Below are 19,724 nucleotides of genomic sequence, written 5' to 3'. Positions count from 1 at the left end.
CTTGATTATAGCCGATCGCAGTATCTTTCTCACCGATGAATCGCACGCTAGATCAAAAACGCATCCACAGCTTGAACCGAGCAGCCGTAGAGAGGAAAAAGGTTGAGACTTGACAGCGGTATCGCCCCCAACGTCCCTCGCTAAAATTTTTCGGACTGCAAGTCTCGCACGAGGAGATGAATGCGGTGCAAAATTTTACGGTACAACCACGCTCAAACATTTGATGTCATCTCATCTTTTTTGTGCGCTTAAGTAATACTAAACTGAGATTCTCCCGATTCAACTATTACTTTAGATAGTATTGGTAACTGACTATTTGCTCTCTGCTGCCAAACTTTCCATTTCTTTCTGCCACTTTTTCAATAAAACTTCCCGCTCTTTTTGTTCCTGAGGTTCCGGCATTCTCAAGCCATTTGTAGAATCATATTTGCCGTAATACTGCGACATTCCCTGAAAAGATTTAGTCCCCTCATTGGGCATAATTTTTTTCTGCTTCAGCCACTTTTCGCAAGAACTTTGCCACATGAAAACGCGATCGTGCACTTCGCCACCTAATTTTCTGATGCGCTTAACAGACAGTTCTTTTTTGACAAACAACAGCCGATCGCTCTCTTTGGTACGCTTAATCAAGCGAATTTCGGCGCCGGTGCCCCGGAAAAACTCGATCGCGCAATAGCCCTCCAACTGAAAAATGCAAACTTCCGTTGGAGGATTGCCGTCTTCCGGCAAGATATCCACATCAAAGGGCAACTGGTAGCCGATCGCGCTCACAGACGACTGCGGCAACAGCAACCGCACCCGCAGCAGGCGATCGGTATAATTTGCCCAAAAATCCCGGCGCTCCTCCAACTGCTTAATTTCCGCATCAGACAGCCGCAGCATCCGGGCCACCAAATCGATTGTTTTCTGGAAATAACTGTAATTTAGTCCGCCAATCCATCGCCTCAGCGACTCTTGAGCGGGAGCCGAAAGTAACTGCAATTTCGGATAATATTCGTCTCGCACCCACTCAACCAATTTCGGCCGTTGATTTTTGAGAATATCGCTCGAAATTTTAACTAACAACTCTTCAACTGCTGCAAGTTGCGACGCTGGTGGCATTTCCTTCAAGCACCTGAGCAGCCATTCTACACCCGACAAATCGGCAACCTGATTTTTGGCAAAAATTCCGGCAAGGTGTGGCCCGGCGCGATCGACTACGGGGATACTTGCGGGTAACTGAGCTTTTCCTAATAGTTCTACTGGGGTTTTTAGGTATTGCCAAGTCAATTTTGCTAGCTCGTAATCCGGTAAATCGCGGGTCAGTATTTTAATGATTTGTACTGGCAAAGCATCGGTGCCAGTCGCTGTATTGGCAAAGTCGGCAAAGCACTCTACCAAAGCTCGATCGAGGGCGGGAGCATTGCTAGAAACAGGATTTTCTAACTGGTGGCTGTAATGCAGCGCCAAACGCCACAACAACTGCTGTTTCAGGCGCACATTGTTCTGAGCTACCAGCCAAATAGCTTGAGATATTTCTCTGGTGCGATTCCCTACGGGATAGCTTCGCTTCACGGGATTTTTTAGATCCCATTGAGATTTAGCCCAGAGACAATAAGTCCATTCTAGAGGAGTAATACTGTCAGCTCGATCGCTCTCAATATCTGCTATAATTTCTGCCATTTCTCGCAAAACACTTGCTTTCACTTCGGGAACATTTGGCTTGCTTTTCTGTACAAAGCTTCCCGCATTTTTTGTTTTTTCTGGCAGTGGCTGGGTGGGATTTTCCGGTAGTTGAATTTGGCGAAACTGAACGCTCATATTTATAATTTGTTTGCTATAAAGTTGCTGCACTAGCATGATGCAATTTTTGACCAGAAAGAATTGGTTTAAAGGGGAGCATCTCTGTTTTGCGAAAAGCATTTTTTTATTATAGTGCGAGCACGCAAGAGCTCGCGTATTCTACAACTTGCGAGTTCGCGACAGCACTATATTCCAATACGGTTGACTTAACACTATTTATGCGCCGGAGATCCCCCTAAATCCCCCTTAAGAAGGGGGACTTTGAGAGCATTCTTGTCCCACCCCCTACTCCCCTTTTTCAAGGGGGGTTAGGGGGGATCTGTCTTAAGTAAACGGTATTGCACTATATTCCTTCCATGTAGAAGTCACTGTCAACTGTCAACTGTCAACTGTCAACTGTCAACTTTCAACTGTCAACTGTCAACTGTCAACTTTCAACCGACTTTTGTACATAAATCTCTCGCAAGTGTGCGATCGATCGCAATTGAAAACCCCGTTGATTGGCTCGCCCGCGCGTCATTTCTGTGATTGTAATATTTTACACAATTTTCGATATTCAGGGAAGGTACGACTGGGAAAACTAGCTGGGGTTGGGCGTTATGCTCTCTTTCGGCAGAAGTCAAGCTAGCTTGTCCGTGCGGCAGTAGTCCTGTGAACTCAAAAAAGAAGCACACAAGTGCGATCGCCCTACCCGAAAGAATTGGTTTAAAGCCCAAAGCCCGATCGCCCTTGAGAAATTAAAATCAGACTATTCATTACTCCCATCCTCGGACTTCCAGGTAGAGGTCGCACTCAACTGTCAATTGTCAACTGTCAACTGTCAACTGAAATCACAATCTCCCTCTCAAGTAGCATAGACTAAATTTGTAAATTGTTATTAAATTTAGTTGTGCGCGACAGTAACTTAAAAGTTAAGAGAAGTTGCTAACACTACCTAGTGTAACAATCCTCAATCGCGTAGGAAATTTTACAGTAAATAAAATTAGAAGGTTTGTGATGAGAATTGCCCAAATTGCCCCCCTGTTCGAGCGAGTTCCGCCCCCAGCTTACGGAGGAATTGAACTGGTGGTCAGCCTCTTGACCGAAGAATTAGTCAGAAGGGGACATGAAGTCACCTTATTTGCCTCCGGCGATTCAATTACTTCTGCTACTTTAGAATCAGTTCACCCCAGAGCGCTGCGTCTCGATCCCACCGTTAAAGAATACGGCATTTACGATATGATGCAACTGAGCAAAGTATATGGAAAAGCCGGAGAATTTGATATCATTCATTCCCACGTAGGCTGCACAGCTTTGTCTTACTCGCACTTAGTAAAAACGCCCACAGTTCACACCCTCCACGGCATTTTTACCCCAGACAACGAGAAGATGTTTAGCTTGGCCCGCACTCAGCCCTATCTAAGTATTTCTAACTCTCAGCGGGAAGAAAGACTAAATCTCAACTACGTCGCCACAGTTTATAACGGCATCGATCCGGCGACTTACGAATTTCACCCGCAGCCGGACAATCCTCCTTATTTAGCTTTTCTCGGTCGTATTTCGCCCGAAAAAGGTGCTCATTTAGCCATAGAAATTGCTAAGGCTTCCGGCTGGCATTTAAAGATTGCCGGCAAAGTCGATATTGTCGATCGCGAATATTTCGAGCAAGAAATCAAGCCGCACATTGACGGCAAGCAAATAGAATATTTAGGCGAAGCCAACCACGCCCAAAAAAGCGTGCTGATGGGCGGTGCAGTCGCCACATTATTTCCGATTACTTGGCGCGAACCTTTCGGGTTAGTCATGATTGAGTCCATGGTAACGGGAACGCCCGTAATTGCCATGAAATTAGGCTCGACTTCCGAAGTTATTGTTCACGAAAAAACGGGTTTTCTGTGCGAAAGCGTGGCAGAATGTATCGCCGCCATCGAGCCGGCCCGAGAACTCGATCGCAGCGCTTGTCGCCAACACGCGATCGATCGCTTCAGCGTTAAAACAATGGTCGATGGCTATGAAGCAGTTTACCGACAAATTTTAAAAGAGCGATTTTCTCAAAACGGTCACGCGCATCATTTGACAGAATTAGAACTGCACGGCAGATAGCTGGGCGAGGACAAATTAAACGCAAGGCGGGTTTAGTTATCCAAAATTTACTTACCACATTCAATCAACCGGGTTGTTTTATGGAAACACCCGGTTTTTACCTGAGTTTAATTAATTGTCATTTTAGTTGTCGTAAAACAGGCTCGAACTTTCAGTAGAAGATTCTCAGCAGCAAGAGGAAGAAGGACACGGCATTGCCATGTCCCTAATGTATTTCAGAAGATTAGATAATATTACAAAAGTTTTTTTAATTAATTTTTTGGGACGGGCTAGAAGCCCATCCCACAAGAAAAAAATGTGGGATGGGCTTCTAGCCCGTCCTAGCTATTTTGGGGACGGGCTAGAAGCCCATCCCACAAGAAAAAAATGTGGGATGGGCTTCTAGCCCGTCCTAGCTATTTTTGCAATAAGTCTATTAAAAACTGCTGTATTAGTTGGTCGATATCATGCTGATTTTTTACCGAGCACTTCACTTTTTAGTCCGGATTTAAGAAAAATGAAATTTATTTTAGGAAGTCAACTATTTGCTGGCATCAGTTGAAAAAAAATGGTATGATCTCAATAGTGAAGCATTACATCAGGGTGCTTCGCCTCAAAATTTAATGCCAAAAAGTCAAGAGTCAAAAGCTCAAGAAAATTAAACTTTTGAAAGCTGGGAATCCACTTTTTGTAAACAATGACCGATACCTATGAAATAGAAGGAAAAACATTTGTCGCTGCTGCGGAGTTACCCGTAACCGAGTGGCCTTGCGCGATCGCCGATCGACCTCAACCAACACTCACCCTCAAAGACGATGATTTATTTCTGATTACTGACACCCTCGGCAACATCTCAGGCTGCTTAGAAGACGACAACGTGTCTAGCTTTGGGTTGTTTTGCCACGACACGCGCTTCCTCAGCCGCCTAGAATTGCAAATAGAAGGGCGATCGCCAATTTTGCTCAGCAGCAACGCCGAAAAAGGCTACCTGCAAACAGTTTTATGCTCCAATCCCCGCATTGACGATCGCATCCAGGCAGAAACCATCGGCATCAGGCGAGAAATGGTGCTCAACGGCGGTTTATTTGAAGAAATAGAAATCACCAACTTCACCACAAAACCAGTCAGCTTTGAAATAAGTCTCAGCTTCAGCTCAGATTTCTTAGACTTATTTGAAGTCCGGGGTTACGGCCGCTCCCAGCGCGGGAAACTCCTGCGCCTGATGCCCCAAAAAACCGACGGAGCATCCCCCAGCGAATTTGCAGACAAAGCAGCTTTTCCTGACGCTGCAAACGGCAATAGCCACGGTGAAAATCCGGCAGTAGAAAACCCAAATGTGCCAATTCAAGAATCAGCAAAAAACTCGATCGGCGATCGAGCGATCGCCCCATATCCTTTCTGCGATCTTCAACAAGATTTAACCCTTGCCTACCAAGGTTTAGACGGCTTAGTAATGGAATCTCGGATCGAGTTTTACAACCAGCCACCATCACTGTTTCAGGGGAATACAGCAGTATGGCGCATCTCCCTAAAATCCCACGAAGCAATCAAATTGGGATATCGGCTCAAAATGCTGATCGACGGCAAATCGATCTCCCAAGTTACCACTCCCGTAAACCTAGTTCAAGCCAAAGCAGCGGAACTTTTAGAAGAGCGAGAATGGCTGACCGAAATTACCAGAATTAAGTCAGATAAAAACACCTTTAATCGACTCCTAAAACGCGCCGAACAAGACATTTATTCCCTACGACAAACCTTTGGCAAAGGCAAAGCAATTTCAGCCGGAGTTCCCTGGTTCTCGACATTATTCGGGCGCGACTCCATCATCGCCGCTGCTCAAATCTTAATTCTCGATCCAAGTTTAGCCAGACAAACTCTGACAACCTTAGCTCACTATCAAGGCAAAACCGACGACGATTGGCGCGACGAAGAACCGGGCAAAATACTGCATGAAATTCGCATGGGAGAAATGGCTCGCTGCAACGAAATTCCCCACACTCCCTATTACGGAACAGTCGATGCTACGCCTTTGTGGTTGATGCTTTACGCTGAATATTACGCCTGGACATACGACAGCCAAACTTTAGATCTTTTGTGGCCAAATGCTTTGGCAGCGATGGAATGGATCGATCGCAAATGTGCCGCCACAGGCTACCTCAGCTATTACAAAAAATCCCAGCGCGGCTTAGCAAATCAAGGCTGGAAAGACTCGGGAGATTGCATCGTCAACCGATCGGGCGTCATTGCAGAAGGAGCGATCGCCCTTTGCGAAGTCCAAGCCTACGTTTACGCTGCCAAAACCAGGCTGGCAGAGATTGCCCGCATCAAGAAACGCATCGATTTATGCGATCGCTGGCTAGAAGAAGCAAAAGACCTAAAAACCCGATTCAACCGCGATTTTTGGATCGAAGATTTAGATTATTGCGCCCTAGCATTAGACGGCCAAGGCAAACCTGTAGACAGCATTTCATCAAATCCGGGACACTGTTTGCACCTCGGCATTTTGTCGCGAGAAAAAGCTCGCAGCGTAGCTGAAAGATTGCAAGCCCTAGATATGTTTAGCGGTTGGGGAATTCGCACCCTATCCTCCTTATCTCCCGCCTACAATCCCATAGGCTACCACACAGGCTCAGTCTGGCCGCACGACAACGCTTTGACAGCTATGGGATTGCGATCGCTCGGCCGAGTCGAACAAGCCCTAGAAGTAGCTCAAGGCTTATTTGACATGACTTTGCTGCAACCCTACGAGCGTCCCCCCGAACTTTTTTGCGGCTACGAGCGCAACAGCCAGAGCGATCGCCCCGTGCAGTATCCTGTAGCTTGCTCGCCCCAAGCTTGGGCAACTGGCAGCATTTTTCAACTGTTGCAAATGATGTTAAATTTAGTTCCCGATGCCCCTAACAACCAACTGCGAATTATCGATCCAGCCTTACCAGAATCGATTAATAAGTTGTCGCTAAACAACTTAAGGATAGGCTCAACTTTGCTAGATTTGGAATTTGAGAGATCTGGTTCCTCAACCGCTTGTCGGGTGATGAAAAAACGCGGCAATTTGCGAGTAATTATCGAAGCTTAAATGCGGCTAAGGATCGCAAATTAAATAACTTACAATTTTAATTGTTATTGTGGGGTGGGCGGGAGATCCCGCCCTTTTTGGACGGGCTCTCCCGCCCACCCCACAAACTTGTGTAAGTTATTTAATTCTCATTCTTAAGTGGGAATTGGGAATTCCCAATTCCCTTGATTCGCGACACGGAAGTCACGGAGGCAGGGATAGCTTTTTTTCTCTTCCGACTTCATCGGACTTCTTCTTTCTGGCTTATTCTGGCTTATTCTGGCTTATTCTTCCCTCTTTCTTGTTCCTTCTTCCCTCTTCCCTCTTCCTTCTTCCCTCTTCCTTCTTCCCTCTTCCTTCTTCCCTCTTCCTTCTTCCTTCTTCCTTCTTCCTTCTTCCTTCTTCCTTCTTCCTTCTTCGCTGAGGCTATGTGACCGGCTATATTGTATTTAGAAGTGCATTGATTTGTTTGCAAAATGGCGCAATCAAATAACCGTAGTGAAGCGGGGCGAAAGCCATCACCCCAGCAGCTTCTGGAGCGAGATTATCCGCCGTGAACAATAGTAAGGAAGTGTGAAATTATGTCAAAAATTTTAGTAGTGGACGATGTTCCCAGCGAACTGGAAATCATCTGTCGCATTCTTCAAGATGCCGGAATGCAGGTGATCCGGGCTGGTGACGGCGAAGAAGCGATCGCGCTGATCCGAGAAGTGCCGCCGGATCTCGTGGTGTTAGACGTAGTGATGCCACGAATGAACGGATTTGAAGTGATCAGAGAATTGCGGGGCGATCGCGCCACTGCACACTTGCCAGTAGTATTTTGTACTCATAAAAACACCGATATCGATAAAGCTTGGGGAACCGATTTAGGCGCCGATGCTTACGTCAGCAAACCATTTGAGCCTCAGCAACTCGTCAACATCGTGCAGCGACTGCTTTGGGCTTAAACAAAATAGACCTCTTGCAAAATAATTTTGTGCTATTATAGAAAGTTTAGACAATTTTATAATCTAGCAGGCTGAACAAGTTTAAGGAGATGCCAATCAACCCCATAATTCAAAGTTTGACCTAAACTTGAGCAAACTTTTAAGGATAACATATATTTTTTTTGCAAGAGGTCTAATATAGCCGTTCTCCTAATAGTGAGGTAATTGGCAATAGGTAATTGGTAATCGCGCTTGACCTCACTCACACTCTTTTGTGCTATATCAAGTGTTCAGTAGCATTCACCAAATATCATAGCGAGAAACCCAGTTTTTTTTTCAACAAACATGGTTTCTAAATTCCTTAAAAGTGGTAGATATATTAGAGAAATCATTCCAGTTGCCCAGCCCGCTATTTATTTAACCATTTGATCCTGTAAAACCGATCCAGATAAACTCTCGGAGCGATCGGCTTTCCTAGCAAAGCAAATTCCTCATTTGTAAGATACACTAGAAACAAAAAATCAGGAATGAAAACAACTGCTACCCAGGCGGCGGGGAATCAGACAACTGGAACAAAGCAATTTCTCCTTTTCGGTCAAGGAGGCAGTCTCTTTGGCGTAGAGTTAGAAGCAGTGCGGGAAGTTCTTTCCCTCAACGAACAACCGATTTCCCCGGTTCCTAACACCCTGCCATTTTTGTTGGGATTAACCAACTTGCGGGGCGAAATCCTAGCAGCAGCAGACTTCGGACGGTTTGCTGGGCTCGATCCGGTTGACACCCACCACCCAAGCAGCCGCATCTTAGTGGTGGAAGCGCCCGATCCGCGAGATGTGAGATTGTCGAAAATGCGGATGGGCTTGGCTGTCTCCCGTGTCGAAGGAGTTTTGTCTCTAAATCCCGATCGCACTGTCTCAGCAGTAGATGTCAGTCCCGACTTGGCTCCCTTCTTAAAAGGTTTGTACAATTCCGAAGGACGCTTGCTAATGATAGTGGATGTCGAGGCGATCGCCCATTCCGAACGCTGGTAATTAAACAGTTGACAGTTGACAGTTGACAGTTGACAGTTGGCAGTTGACAGTTGACAGTTGGCAGTTGGCAGTTGACAGTTGACAGTTGACAGTTGACAGTGAGGTTTTTAGGCAGTTGACAATTGACAAAGGAAGAATATGGAGTCAATCTAAAATCTAAAATCTAAAATCGATCGCCTTTAATTTACCAATTCTTAATTTTATCATGAATTTTATCTATAGTTCGATCGCCACGACATTCACCCTGACATTACCTGACTTTTCTATTTCGCTGGTAGCTGGGATTGCCAATTGTATTATTTGTTTCTGTTACTTTGCGATCGCCTCGCTAATCAGCTTAGGTTTGTGGCGAAACCGTCAATTCGGGTTCGACATCTTCGCCACAGTCACAGCAGCCATATTTTGGAGCTGCGCTTTCGGCCACAGCGGCCACGCAGCCGAATACCTGGGATTGCCGCACTCCCATGTGGCACAAACTGTATCGGATTGGATAACTGTCATTCCGGCGATCGCCTTTTTGAGTCTGTCCAACCGCTACCAATTCTTAGTAGGTTCCACCCAAATTCTTACCTCCAAAAAAGCAACAGAACAAGCCCTCAGCGAAACAACCCAGCGATTTCAGGCAATCTTCGACCAAGCTTTTCAACTAATCGCATTATTGAACCCAGACGGCACTCTGATCGAAGCAAATCAGACAGCATTAGAATTGGGCGATTTGGAACCATCAGAAGTGCTGGGGCTAAAATTTTGGCACACACCTTGGTGGGCATCATCCCCAACCAACCAGCAGCGCCTCAAAACCAACATTAAACAAGTCTCGGCAGGCAAGTTTGTACGGGAAGAATACGAAATCACCGGAGCCAACAACCAGGTGACAGTAATTGACATATCATTTAAGCCCCTGTTAAATGAAACAGGAGAAGTATTTCAAATTCTCGCGGAAGGCCGCGACATAACAGCGCGCAAACAGACAGAAGCCAAATTGCAGCAGCTAACCGCAGAACTAGAGCAGCGAGTCAATGACAGAACCGAGCAGATTCAGCAAACCAACGCACTATTGCAACAGGAAGTTCGCGATCGCACCGCTGTTCAAGAGCAATTAAAAGCCTCTGAACAATTTTTAAACAACATCATCAACACCATCCCTGACCCGATTTATGTCAAAGACGAACAGCACCGCTGGCTAGCATTAAATGATGCCTTTTGTCAATACATCGGTCGCAGCAGATCGGAACTAATTGGCAAAGCTTACCGCGACTTCTTGCCCAAAGAACAAGCAGACATATATGAAGAAAAAAACCAATTAGTTTTCTGGGCAAACACCAGCAGCGAAACCCAAGAAACCATTACTGAACCGGACGGAAATACCCGTTTTCTGTCGGTCAAAAAATCTACCTTTGTAGATGCCGGCGGCAGCAAAGTCCTCGTTTGCGCCATTAGAGAAATCACCAACCGGGTGCGTATGGAAGAACAACTGCGGGAGACACTCGCCGAGGCTGAAAGCTCCCAAAACTTGCTGCGAACAGTTATTGACGCTACCCCAGACTTGATCTTCGTCAAAGATCGAAACTTCCGCTACAGCCTAGTCAACGCAGGTTTCGCCGCCGCCTTCGGCAAAACCCAAGCAGAAATGCTAGGCAAAGATGACCTAGAACTCAACGTACCCACAGAGCAAATATTCGGCAACTTCCATACCCAAACAGATCCTCAAAGACAAGTTAAAGGCTGGCGCGCTGATGACACAGCCGTACTCAACGGTCAGGAAGTCCATAACCCCAACGACATTGCCTCCTTAGCAGACGGCAAAGTACACATCTTCGACACCCAAAAATCGCCCCTCAAAGACGCAGAAGGCAAGATTCTAGGCGTTCTCGGCTTCTCGCGCGACATCACACAACGGCGCGAATCCGAACAAGAACTATTGCGGCTCAAAGCAATCTTAGAAACCACCACCGACTGGGTAGGCATGGCAGACTCCCAACAGCGCAGCATCTATCTCAACCGCGCAGCCAGAGAAATGTTGAGAGTTGGCAAGGACTCAGATTTAGCCGGAATTAGTATTTCTGACGTAACATCGCCCAAAAGTATGGACACTCTGATGGAAGTTGGTATCCCCGCAGCTTGCCGGGACGGGGTGTGGAGCGGCGAGACAATTTGGCAGACTTTAGACGGCGAAGAAATACCCGTTTCCCAAGTAATTATTGCCCACAAATCCCAGAGCGGAGAAGTTGAATTTATGTCAACGATCGCCCGCAACATTACAGAACGCAAGCGCACCGAACAAGCCTTGCAGCAGAACTTGCAAATGCTCGACCTTGCCAGCGATGCTTTGATTGTTCGAGACATTGACGGCACGATTAATTATTGGAACCAAGGCGCCCAGAGAATGTACGGCTTCACGAAACAAGAAGCTTTGGGTCAACTGACCCACACTCTTTTTCACACCATGTTTCCCCAGCCTTTAGAAATAATATCGGCACAGTTAGCAGAGCGGGATTATTGGGAAGGAGAACTGATTCACACCACCAAGTACCACACCAAAATTACCGTATTCAGCCGCTGGAATTTGCAGCGAGACGAACAGGGAAAACCCAAAGCAATTTTAGAAACCAACAACGACATTACAGGGCGCAAGCAATCCGAAATCGAAAATCAAAGATTGAGATCGATCGTCGAAAGTAGCTCGGATTTTATCGGGATGGCAACAATGGAGGGAGAGCCATTTTACCTGAACCCCGCTGGCACGAAGCTAGTGGGACTCAACTCTCCAGAAGAACTCAAAACTAAGAATACGGGGGAATTCTTTTTTCCCGAAGACCTCCAGCAATTCACAGCAGAAATTATGCCGTGCGTCATGGAGACTGGCTCTTGGCGGGGCGAGTTTCGGTTGAAGCACTTTCGCACCGGCGATCGCATTCCCGTTGACTACAGCGTATTTACAGTCAAACACCCAGAAACAGGAGAGCCGATGGGGTTGGCAACAGTTACCCGCGACATCAGCGATCGCAAACGGGCAGAAGAAATGCTGCGCGATCGCGAAAGACTGTTCCGAGCCATTTTCGACCAATCGTTACAATTCATGGGGCTGCTAGAGCCAGACGGTACTGTTTTGGAAATCAACCAAACAGCCCTCCTTGCCGCTGAGGTGGGGATTGAAGAGGTAGTAGGCAAGCCGTTTTGGGAAACCCCGTGGTGGCAGATTTCCCCAGAAGTCAAGCAACAGGTACGAGAAGCTGTCGCCAAAGCCGCCGCCGGCGAGGTAGTTCGCTACGAAGCGGAAGTCCTACTTACCGGGGGTTTCCTCGCAACCCTTGACTTCTCCCTCAAACCCATCAAAGACGAGAGCGACAAAGTCGTGCTATTAATTCCAGAAGGCCGCGATCTGAGCGATCGCAAAGCCCTAGAACGAGAGCTTTCTTTGCGTCAAGCTCGCTTTGATGCCTTTTTCGCCGCAGCACCAGCGGGAATGTTCATCACCGACGACCAACTGCGGTTCATGCAGTTCAACGAAAAATTAGCCGAACTCGGGGGCCAGCCGGCTTCAGCATACATCGGCAAAACCCTATGGGAAGCCGAACCGGAAATGGCACCGGTTCTCGGCCCGCTGTACCAGCAGGTTTTGAGTACCAACGAACCGATTTTAAATCTCGAAGTCTCCCACGCTACCACTGCCCACCCAGATGTGGTGCGGGATTGGCTGTCTTCTTACTTTCCTTTGCCGGGAGAGGACGGCAAACCCCTTGGTATCGGTGCTTTCGTTCTGGAAGTTACCGATCGCAAAGCCCTAGAACGAGAATTAGTTTTGCGTCAATCCCGCTTTGACGCATTTTTCGCCGCCGCCCCAGCCTCGATGTTTATTTTTGACGAGCAGTTGCGGTTCGTGCAAGTCAACGAAAGTTTGGCCGAAACGACCGGCGTCTCAGTTGCCGAACACCTAGGCAAAACCGTCAGAGAAGTGATACCGGAAATGGTCGATACTCTACAGCCGATTTTGCAGGGGGTTTTGGCAAACAACCAGCCGCTTTTAAATATTGAGGTTGCAGGTACAACCGTCAATCAACCGGGCGTAATCCGAGATTGGCTGGCTTCTTACTTTCCTTTGGCCGGAGAGGACGGGAAACCGATCGGTGTTGGCGGTGTGGCGATCGAAATTACCGATCGCAAAAAAGCCGAAGCAGAGCGCGATCGATTTTTCACCCTGTCCCTAGACTTGCTTTGCATTGCCGATTTTGAAGGCAAATTCAAGCGTCTCAATCCCGCTTGGGCAAAAACCCTCGGCTACACAGTAGAAGAACTCCAAAACCAATCTTTTATCGATTTTGTCCATGCCGAAGACGTGGAAAAAACCTTGGCAGAAACGGCAAAAGTAGCCGGCGGTGCCGAAACAATATCTTTTGAAAATCGCTACCGCTGCAAAGACGGTTCCTACAAATGGCTGTCCTGGAAATCGCGACCGCTAATAGAAGAAAAGATCATGTATGCAGTCGCGCGCGACATTACCGAAAGCAAACAAACAATTAGTCAACTGCAAGAAACAACAGCCCAATTAGCCCGTTCTGAAGAGGAATTTAGAGGGCAAAGCAATCTCTTGCAACTGCTAATTAACAGCATTAGCGACGGCGTGGTTGCTGCCGATGCCAATGGCAATTTTGTGTTGTTCAACCCCGCCGCTACAAATATGTTTGGCTCGGGTTCCACAGATGCTCTCCCCAACGAGTGGGCGGCAAAATACGGTGTATTTTTGCCCGATACCGTCACTCCCTATCCCACAGCCGACATCCCTTTAGTACGCACGCTTCGAGGAGAATCCGTTGACGATGTAGATATTTTCACCCGCCACGCAGCCCAGCCTGAGGGCCTGTGGGTCAAAATTAACGGCCGGCCGCTCAAAGACGAAACAGGAGCAATTAAAGGTGGTGTAGTCGTTTGCCGCAACGTCACCCAGGAAAAAGCATCGCAGCAGCAGATGCAGCAGTTGGCCGAGGCACAGGAACGCTTGCTGCAAGAACTCAAAACGCGGCAAAATGCCCTCGATGAAGCTGCGATCGTCAGCGAAACTGACCTCAAAGGCATAATTACTTACGTTAACGAAAGATTCACCCAAATATCCGGTTTCAGCATGGGAGAACTGCTGCACCGCGACCACCGCATTGTCAATTCTGGCTACCATCCCAAAGCATTTTTTTCCGAAATGTGGCTGACAATTTCTCGCGGTTTGGTGTGGAAAGGGGAAATCAAAAATCGGCGCAAAGATGGCTCGTTTTATTGGGTAGATTCCACGATCGCCCCCATCTTCGATACTAGCGGTACCATAGTCAAATATATCGCCATCCGCTTTGACATTACCGAGCGCAAAGAGGCAGAGGAAGGACTGGAAAAATTTGCAGCCGAACGCAAAGCTGAAGCCGATTCGATGACGCAGCAAGTCCTCAAACTGTTGGGAGAAATTAAAGGCGCAGCTCAAGGGGATTTGACAGTCAGGGCGGAAGTAACGAATGACGTTTTAGGTGCTGTCGCCGACTCTTTTAACTTTTTAATTGGTTCTCTGCGGAAGGTGGTAACGGGAATTCAAACTTTAGCGGAACAGGTAACATCTGCCACCGGCGAGTCAATTAACAATACCAGCGAACTCACTCAACAGGCGGAAGTTCAAGCAGAAAAAATATCTGCAATCATGCGGGAAATCGAGCGAATCGTGAATTCGATCCGCGACGTGCGAGATGTTTCGGTGCGCGCCGAAACCGTTGCTCAGCAGTCTTCTCACACCGCAGAAGTCGGCGGTATGGCGGTCGATCGCGCTGTCGAAGGCATTAACGAGCTCCGGTTGACGATCGCCTCTACCTCAAAAATGATGAAGCGTTTGGGCGAATCTTCGCAACAAATCGGCAAAATTGTCACTTCGATTTCTCAACTGGCTTCCCAAACCAATTTGTTAGCTCTCAATGCTACGATTGAAGCAGCCAGAGCCGGCGAACAAGGTTTAGGTTTTGCGGTTGTCGCCGAAGAGGTGCGGAAGTTGGCAGAGCGATCGGCCGGCGCGACTGAGGAAATCTCGGAAATTGTGGGTACAATTCAAGAAGAAATCAGCCGCGTGATGAAGGCAATGGAATCGGGGACACTGGAGGTAGTGGAAGGTACTAAGCTAGCAAGCGAAGCTAAAACTCACCTGAATGCCATCATCGAAGTTAGTCGAGAAATGAATGCTTTGGTGCAGAATATTACTCGCGCTTCGGCTAAACAAACTGTTTCGGCTGAGGAGATTTCTAACAGTATGCAGCAAGTCAATGAGATTGCAAATACAACTGCCCAAAAAGGTTCCGATGTCAAAGCATCGCTTGATGATTTATCCGGTTCTGTCAGCAAATTGCAAAAGTCGGTGGCTAATTTCCGCAGTTAGTTATTAGTCAAAGGTTTGTAGTGAGGACTTTAGTCCTTCTATGGATGCGGACTAAAGTCCTCACTACAAACCAATCTTATTAGGGTCATCCTTTTCGGAGATGATATTAAGAGGCTCCCGTTAAGAAGTCACAGTGTGCGATGATGAATGCTAGCATAGATCGGTATTTGGAATATTTTAAGGTGCAGCTATCGTGTTTGAAATCGAGTTTACAGACCAAGCAATTGAGGATTTGCAGTGGTTTAAAAAACACGAACAGAATGTAATTGTTGACGGTATTGAAGCTAACCTTTGTTATGAACCCACTACGGAGACGCGCAACCGGAAACCCCTGCGTCCAAACAATACAGCAGAATGGGAATTGAGAGTGGGGCTATATCGCGTTTTGTACAACGTTGAGCAGCAAGTTAAAATTGTCAGTATAGAGCGCATCGCTGGCAAGCCTGGGAATAAATACATATTTCAAGGGGAAGAGGAAGAACTATGATGAACTGGGATTATCGAGTATTTTTTGAGGATGGCGGGTACACAATTCGCACGGTGTATTATGACGATACGGGTGCGATCGCAGCCTGCGCCGAAAAAGAAACTGCACCTTATGGAGAATCATTGGCAGAACTTCAAGCAGAATTAAACCAACTCCTGGCTGCTCTAAAAAAGCCAGTTATTTCTGCTGACGATGTGCCGGCTCCAAGCGATCGTCCGAAGGCAAAAAGAGGAAAATCATTGCAAGCAGTGCGGCAACAACTTGGCTTGCAATCGGAAATAACGAAAGAAAGTTCGTTGAGTTCAAAGGATTAATAAAAAACCGAGGTTATCGGTAATAGTTCAAAAGTACTGGGCACCGATATTCATATTTATAGCAACCGCCACATCCGGCGCTCACATAAATAACCTGATGAATAGAGCTTAGAACCCTATAGCATAAACGGTTTGATTCCCGTACCTTGTAACTGTCAACTGTCAACCATTCGACTACGCTCACGGCAAGCTCTCAACTGTCAACTGTCAACTGTCAACTGTCAACTGCTATATATGGATGATGATGATTTAAACGAATTAATAGATGCTTTTACCGCAGAAACGCAAGAGTTTCTCCAATCAATGGAAACTCACCTGCTGGCGATGGAAGGCGCAGATTTGAAAGGGCGACAAGCGGGTGTTAAAGAAATGTTTCGGGCCGCTCACTCGATTAAAGGTGCGGGTTCGATGTTGGGCTTTCAAGACGTGTCGGCGGCGGCTCACACGCTGGAGGACTGTTTTGTCATTTTGCGCGATCGCACGGACTTGTCGGCCCTGGAACCGGTCACTATAACTGTTTTGCTGCAAGGGGTGGATGCTCTCAAAAAGATAGCGGCCGAAGCAATTCACCACTCGGATGTCAGCACTCCCGATCAAAGGTCAAACCTGGAGGCGATCGCCCAAATTCATGCCCAGTTCGAGGCCAAGTACGGCAAGCCGGGGCCGCCGCCCGTTCCCGCAGCCAGTCGATCGGCAGCCCCGGAAACCCTGAAACTGATTTTTGAACACGAATTGCCGCCAATCTTCAATCGCCTAGAAACTGAGCTTTCCCAAGCTTCGGAGGCAGATTTGCCAAAAAGCGTCACCGCCCTCAACCAGGTTTATTACCAACTCTCCGGCTTGGCTGGAATGCTGCAATTGCCGGATTTTGGGAAAGTCGCTGAACCCCTCAGAGATTTGATCGACTCTCCAGATTTGACTTTACAGCGGTTGCAGTCGGAGGGTTGGGCGATCGCCCAGTCGTTGCAAACCGCACGCCAGCAGCTATTAGACGGAAGGGCGATCCTCTTCGAGGGCTGCGCTAACGAACTCCCCCAAATCTCCCCCCCACCCCCAAACGAATCACAAACATCCGAAACCTCCCCCCCTCTCCCCCTCTCCCCCTCTCCCCTCTCTCCCTCTCCCCCCCTCCCCAACCCACAAAGGCCGACAATCCGCGTAGACTTAGAACGCTTGACCGAATTAGTGAATCTGGTCGGAGAATTAGTGATCAACCGTACAAATTTAGAACTTCAAGAATCCGAATTGCGCGGCGAAGTCAAGCGAATTCGCCGCAGTATCGTAGATTTAAATCAATTCGGCGGCCAGTTGCGCGAAGAATACGACAGACTGAGTTTTGCAGACTGGAGAGGAGGAAACGGCAATTCGGGATTAGGAAAACTTGCAGGATATGAAACAGAATTTCCACTGATTGTTAACGACAAATCCTCGATCGACCATTCTCACTTCGATATCTTAGAGATGGATCGTTATACAGAGTTCCACTCAACCGCCGCAGAAGTCATCGAAACCGCCGAAGCAATTTCTCAATCCGCCACCAAATTAGACACCTTAGCAATGAAATTCGAGCGCAGTACCGACCAACTGCGCCGCATCACCGAACAACTTCGCAGCCGCGTCATGCAGTTGCGAGTCGTGAGTTTCAGTCGCGCCGTAGACCACTTACCGAGGGCGCTTCGGGATATGTGCCTCACCTACGATAAAGATGTCAACCTGCTGTTAGTAGGAAGGGATACCAAAATTGACGAAAGTTTGCTCGACGCTTTGCGCGATCCCTTGGTACATTTAGTAAGAAATGCCTTCGATCACGGCATCGAAATGCCCGAAGTTCGGCAAGCAATTGGCAAACCCGCCAGCGGTCAAATTGAAATCGAAGCCCGCCACCAAGGCGGCCAAACTATTATTACTGTCGCCGATGACGGTAAAGGTATTGACCCGGAAATCATTCGCCGCAAAATAGTTAAAAAGGGTTTAGCGACGGAAGAACAAGCCCAAGAATTTTCGATTGCCGAACTCTATGATTTTCTATTTTGGCCCGGTTTCAGCACTGCCGAGGAAGTGAGCGATCTTTCCGGGCGAGGAGTCGGACTCGACGTGGTGCGAACAAATTTGCGGACTGTGCGGGGGACTGTGAAGGTGGACTCTCGCCTGGGAAAAGGTACGAGTTTTATCATCAAACTGCCATTGTTGCTGTCGATTACTGAGGCTTTGATGGTAAAGACCGATCGCAATAAAATAGCAGTACCGCTAGATGCAGTCGAGGAAATTCTGCATATTAAAGCTTCGGAAGTTCACACCGCCGGCAATCAGCCGATGTTGTGGTGGCGGGATGAATTTATTCGTTTGGTGCGACTGCAAGATTTGCTCGAATACAGCGTCGTCGGGCCCGATGGCCCCTCTCCAGACCCTTTGACTCAAGATCACATTCCCGTCTTGGTTTTGGCTTCTACCGAAGGAATGCTGGCGGTGGCCGTGGAACGCCTGATCGGCCAGCAGGAAATTGTGGTTAAACCTTTGCCGCCACCTCTATCCAAGCCTCGCGGGGTTTTGGGGAGTACGATTTTGGGGGACGGTAAAGTTGTAACTATTTTGGATGTGGATGATTTGGTGGGTCAACCTTTATCCAATAGTTCGATCGCCCCTGTGTCTGGTAAAGTGCCACAAGTGGCGCCGACTTCGAGTCAGTCGCCCCAGATTTTGGTAGTAGACGATTCCTATACAATTCGGCAGTTGTTGTCTCTGATGCTGACTCGTGCCCGCTACCGCGTAGTTCAGGCTAAAGACGGCTTGGATGCCCTGGAAAAGCTGCAAAATGGTCTTGATTGCAGTTTGGCGATTGTCGATATTGAAATGCCCCGGATGGATGGATTTGAATTATTGCGCTCTATGCGATCGACCCAGCGGTTTGCTAAGATTCCCGTAGCCATGCTGACATCCCGCAGCGGCGAAAAACACCGACAAATGGCAATGGAATTAGGCGCCAATCAATATTTTACGAAACCTTACAGTGAATCTCAACTTTTAGAAGCAATACCAAAATTAATCAAACATTAAATAAAGGTACGTTGTTGCGCTTTAGCGCTCTTTCATATATATACAAAGAGCGCTGAAGCGCAACTACATACCTAGAAAAAAATACTATTTCCCAGCAGTGCCTGGTAACGAATAGATTCCCAATCAAAAATCAAAAATCGCATGACTCACACGAATTACAATCGCCGCTTTCGCAGCAAGAAACAAGGCGCTGTCAGAACTCCTCCTCGAAAACTTGTGTCCTTTGAACTGGGAAACGTTAATTATGCGGTTCCTATAGAAAAAGTGCAGCGTGTTGTCAAAGACTTTAATCCCTACGGTTTTTTAGATAGCGGTCAAAGTTTAGTTCGGCACCAAGAAGAACTAATTACCCTGATTAATTTATCTAAAATATTTCCTAGCAGTCGGAGTATTGCTGACTGCAACTACCTGATTGTTTGCAGCTTAAATAAAAGCGATCGCTTGGGAATTCCCATTCCTGAGATGCCGAAGATTTTGGAAATTGCCGAAGAAAGTTTCTGCGAAATTCCAGAGTTGTACCGCCAACAGCAACTACCTGCGGTAATAGAAAAGTTGATTCGCGCCCCTGACGGTTCCGAAGTTTTTTATCTGAATTTGGCTCTATTTAGCCCAACCTAATA

12 protein-coding genes are annotated in these 19,724 nt (G+C 47.4%); 9 read left to right on the top strand and 3 right to left on the bottom strand.

What is annotated here, in order from left to right; all coding sequences use genetic code 11:
- Positions 1-312 precede the first annotated feature (312 nt).
- Together JGK16_RS17360 and JGK16_RS17355 are read right to left on the bottom strand one after the other, a co-directional pair.
- Positions 313-1,800: an EH signature domain-containing protein gene (locus tag JGK16_RS17360; protein ID WP_293191491.1), complete on the bottom strand. Its 1,488-nt coding sequence runs from the start codon at positions 1,798-1,800 to the stop codon at positions 313-315.
- Between the two features lie 416 nt (positions 1,801-2,216).
- Positions 2,217-2,498 (bottom strand): hypothetical protein, encoded by a 282-nt coding sequence (locus JGK16_RS17355; RefSeq protein WP_293175145.1) that lies wholly within the window; start codon positions 2,496-2,498, stop codon positions 2,217-2,219.
- 280 nt (positions 2,499-2,778) lie between these two features.
- Here JGK16_RS17355 and JGK16_RS17350 point away from each other — a divergent pair, with 280 nt between their 5' ends.
- Positions 2,779-3,864 carry a glycosyltransferase family 4 protein gene (locus tag JGK16_RS17350; protein WP_293175147.1) on the top strand — a complete coding sequence of 362 codons (1,086 nt, stop codon included), beginning with the start codon at positions 2,779-2,781 and terminating at the stop codon, positions 3,862-3,864.
- A gap of 676 nt (positions 3,865-4,540) precedes the next feature.
- Positions 4,541-6,919, top strand: coding sequence for an amylo-alpha-1,6-glucosidase (locus JGK16_RS17345; protein ID WP_293191489.1), 2,379 nt, complete (start codon positions 4,541-4,543; stop codon positions 6,917-6,919).
- Between the two features lie 253 nt (positions 6,920-7,172).
- Here JGK16_RS17345 and JGK16_RS17340 read toward each other — a convergent pair whose 3' ends face one another.
- The gene (locus JGK16_RS17340; RefSeq protein WP_293175151.1) at positions 7,173-7,373 is read right to left on the bottom strand and encodes a hypothetical protein; all 201 of its coding nucleotides are present in this window, start codon (positions 7,371-7,373) and stop codon (positions 7,173-7,175) included.
- 106 nt (positions 7,374-7,479) lie between these two features.
- Here JGK16_RS17340 and JGK16_RS17335 point away from each other — a divergent pair, with 106 nt between their 5' ends.
- From JGK16_RS17335 to JGK16_RS17305, 7 genes are all read left to right on the top strand, one after another.
- The gene (locus tag JGK16_RS17335; RefSeq protein ID WP_293175153.1) at positions 7,480-7,845 is read left to right on the top strand and encodes a response regulator; all 366 of its coding nucleotides are present in this window, start codon (positions 7,480-7,482) and stop codon (positions 7,843-7,845) included.
- A gap of 506 nt (positions 7,846-8,351) precedes the next feature.
- Positions 8,352-8,852 carry a chemotaxis protein CheW gene (locus JGK16_RS17330; RefSeq protein ID WP_293142860.1) on the top strand — a complete coding sequence of 167 codons (501 nt, stop codon included), beginning with the start codon at positions 8,352-8,354 and terminating at the stop codon, positions 8,850-8,852.
- A 205-nt stretch (positions 8,853-9,057) separates the two neighbouring features.
- The gene (locus JGK16_RS17325; RefSeq protein ID WP_293191486.1) at positions 9,058-15,249 is read left to right on the top strand and encodes a PAS domain S-box protein; all 6,192 of its coding nucleotides are present in this window, start codon (positions 9,058-9,060) and stop codon (positions 15,247-15,249) included.
- Positions 15,250-15,442: 193 nt separating this feature from the next.
- A complete protein-coding gene (locus JGK16_RS17320; RefSeq protein WP_293175159.1) occupies positions 15,443-15,736 on the top strand; it encodes a type II toxin-antitoxin system RelE/ParE family toxin in 294 nt (97 codons plus the stop codon).
- Complete coding sequence (locus JGK16_RS17315) at positions 15,733-16,050, top strand: hypothetical protein (RefSeq protein WP_293191484.1); 318 nt, start codon at positions 15,733-15,735, stop codon at positions 16,048-16,050. Before JGK16_RS17320 ends, JGK16_RS17315 begins: the two co-directional genes overlap by 4 nt.
- Positions 16,051-16,284: 234 nt before the next feature.
- Positions 16,285-19,104: a hybrid sensor histidine kinase/response regulator gene (locus JGK16_RS17310; RefSeq protein WP_293191482.1), complete on the top strand. Its 2,820-nt coding sequence runs from the start codon at positions 16,285-16,287 to the stop codon at positions 19,102-19,104.
- Between the two features lie 141 nt (positions 19,105-19,245).
- Complete coding sequence (locus tag JGK16_RS17305; protein WP_293175165.1) at positions 19,246-19,722, top strand: chemotaxis protein CheW; 477 nt, start codon at positions 19,246-19,248, stop codon at positions 19,720-19,722.
- Positions 19,723-19,724: the final 2 nt, after the last annotated feature.

Origin of the sequence: Microcoleus sp. PH2017_09_SFU_O_A, from assembly GCF_020738625.1 — a bacterium.
Taxonomy (GTDB): domain Bacteria; phylum Cyanobacteriota; class Cyanobacteriia; order Cyanobacteriales; family Microcoleaceae; genus Microcoleus.
This window is presented reverse-complemented; position numbering and strand designations above follow the sequence as displayed.

Coding starts and splice junctions, on each gene's coding strand:
- JGK16_RS17360 (WP_293191491.1), bottom strand. CDS start 1,800: ATGAGCGTTCAGTTTCGCCAAATTCAACTACCGGAAAATCCCACCCAG.
- JGK16_RS17350 (WP_293175147.1), top strand. CDS start 2,779: ATGAGAATTGCCCAAATTGCCCCCCTGTTCGAGCGAGTTCCGCCCCCA.
- JGK16_RS17345 (WP_293191489.1), top strand. CDS start 4,541: ATGACCGATACCTATGAAATAGAAGGAAAAACATTTGTCGCTGCTGCG.
- JGK16_RS17335 (WP_293175153.1), top strand. CDS start 7,480: ATGTCAAAAATTTTAGTAGTGGACGATGTTCCCAGCGAACTGGAAATC.
- JGK16_RS17330 (WP_293142860.1), top strand. CDS start 8,352: ATGAAAACAACTGCTACCCAGGCGGCGGGGAATCAGACAACTGGAACA.
- JGK16_RS17325 (WP_293191486.1), top strand. CDS start 9,058: ATGAATTTTATCTATAGTTCGATCGCCACGACATTCACCCTGACATTA.
- JGK16_RS17315 (WP_293191484.1), top strand. CDS start 15,733: ATGATGAACTGGGATTATCGAGTATTTTTTGAGGATGGCGGGTACACA.
- JGK16_RS17310 (WP_293191482.1), top strand. CDS start 16,285: ATGGATGATGATGATTTAAACGAATTAATAGATGCTTTTACCGCAGAA.
- JGK16_RS17305 (WP_293175165.1), top strand. CDS start 19,246: ATGACTCACACGAATTACAATCGCCGCTTTCGCAGCAAGAAACAAGGC.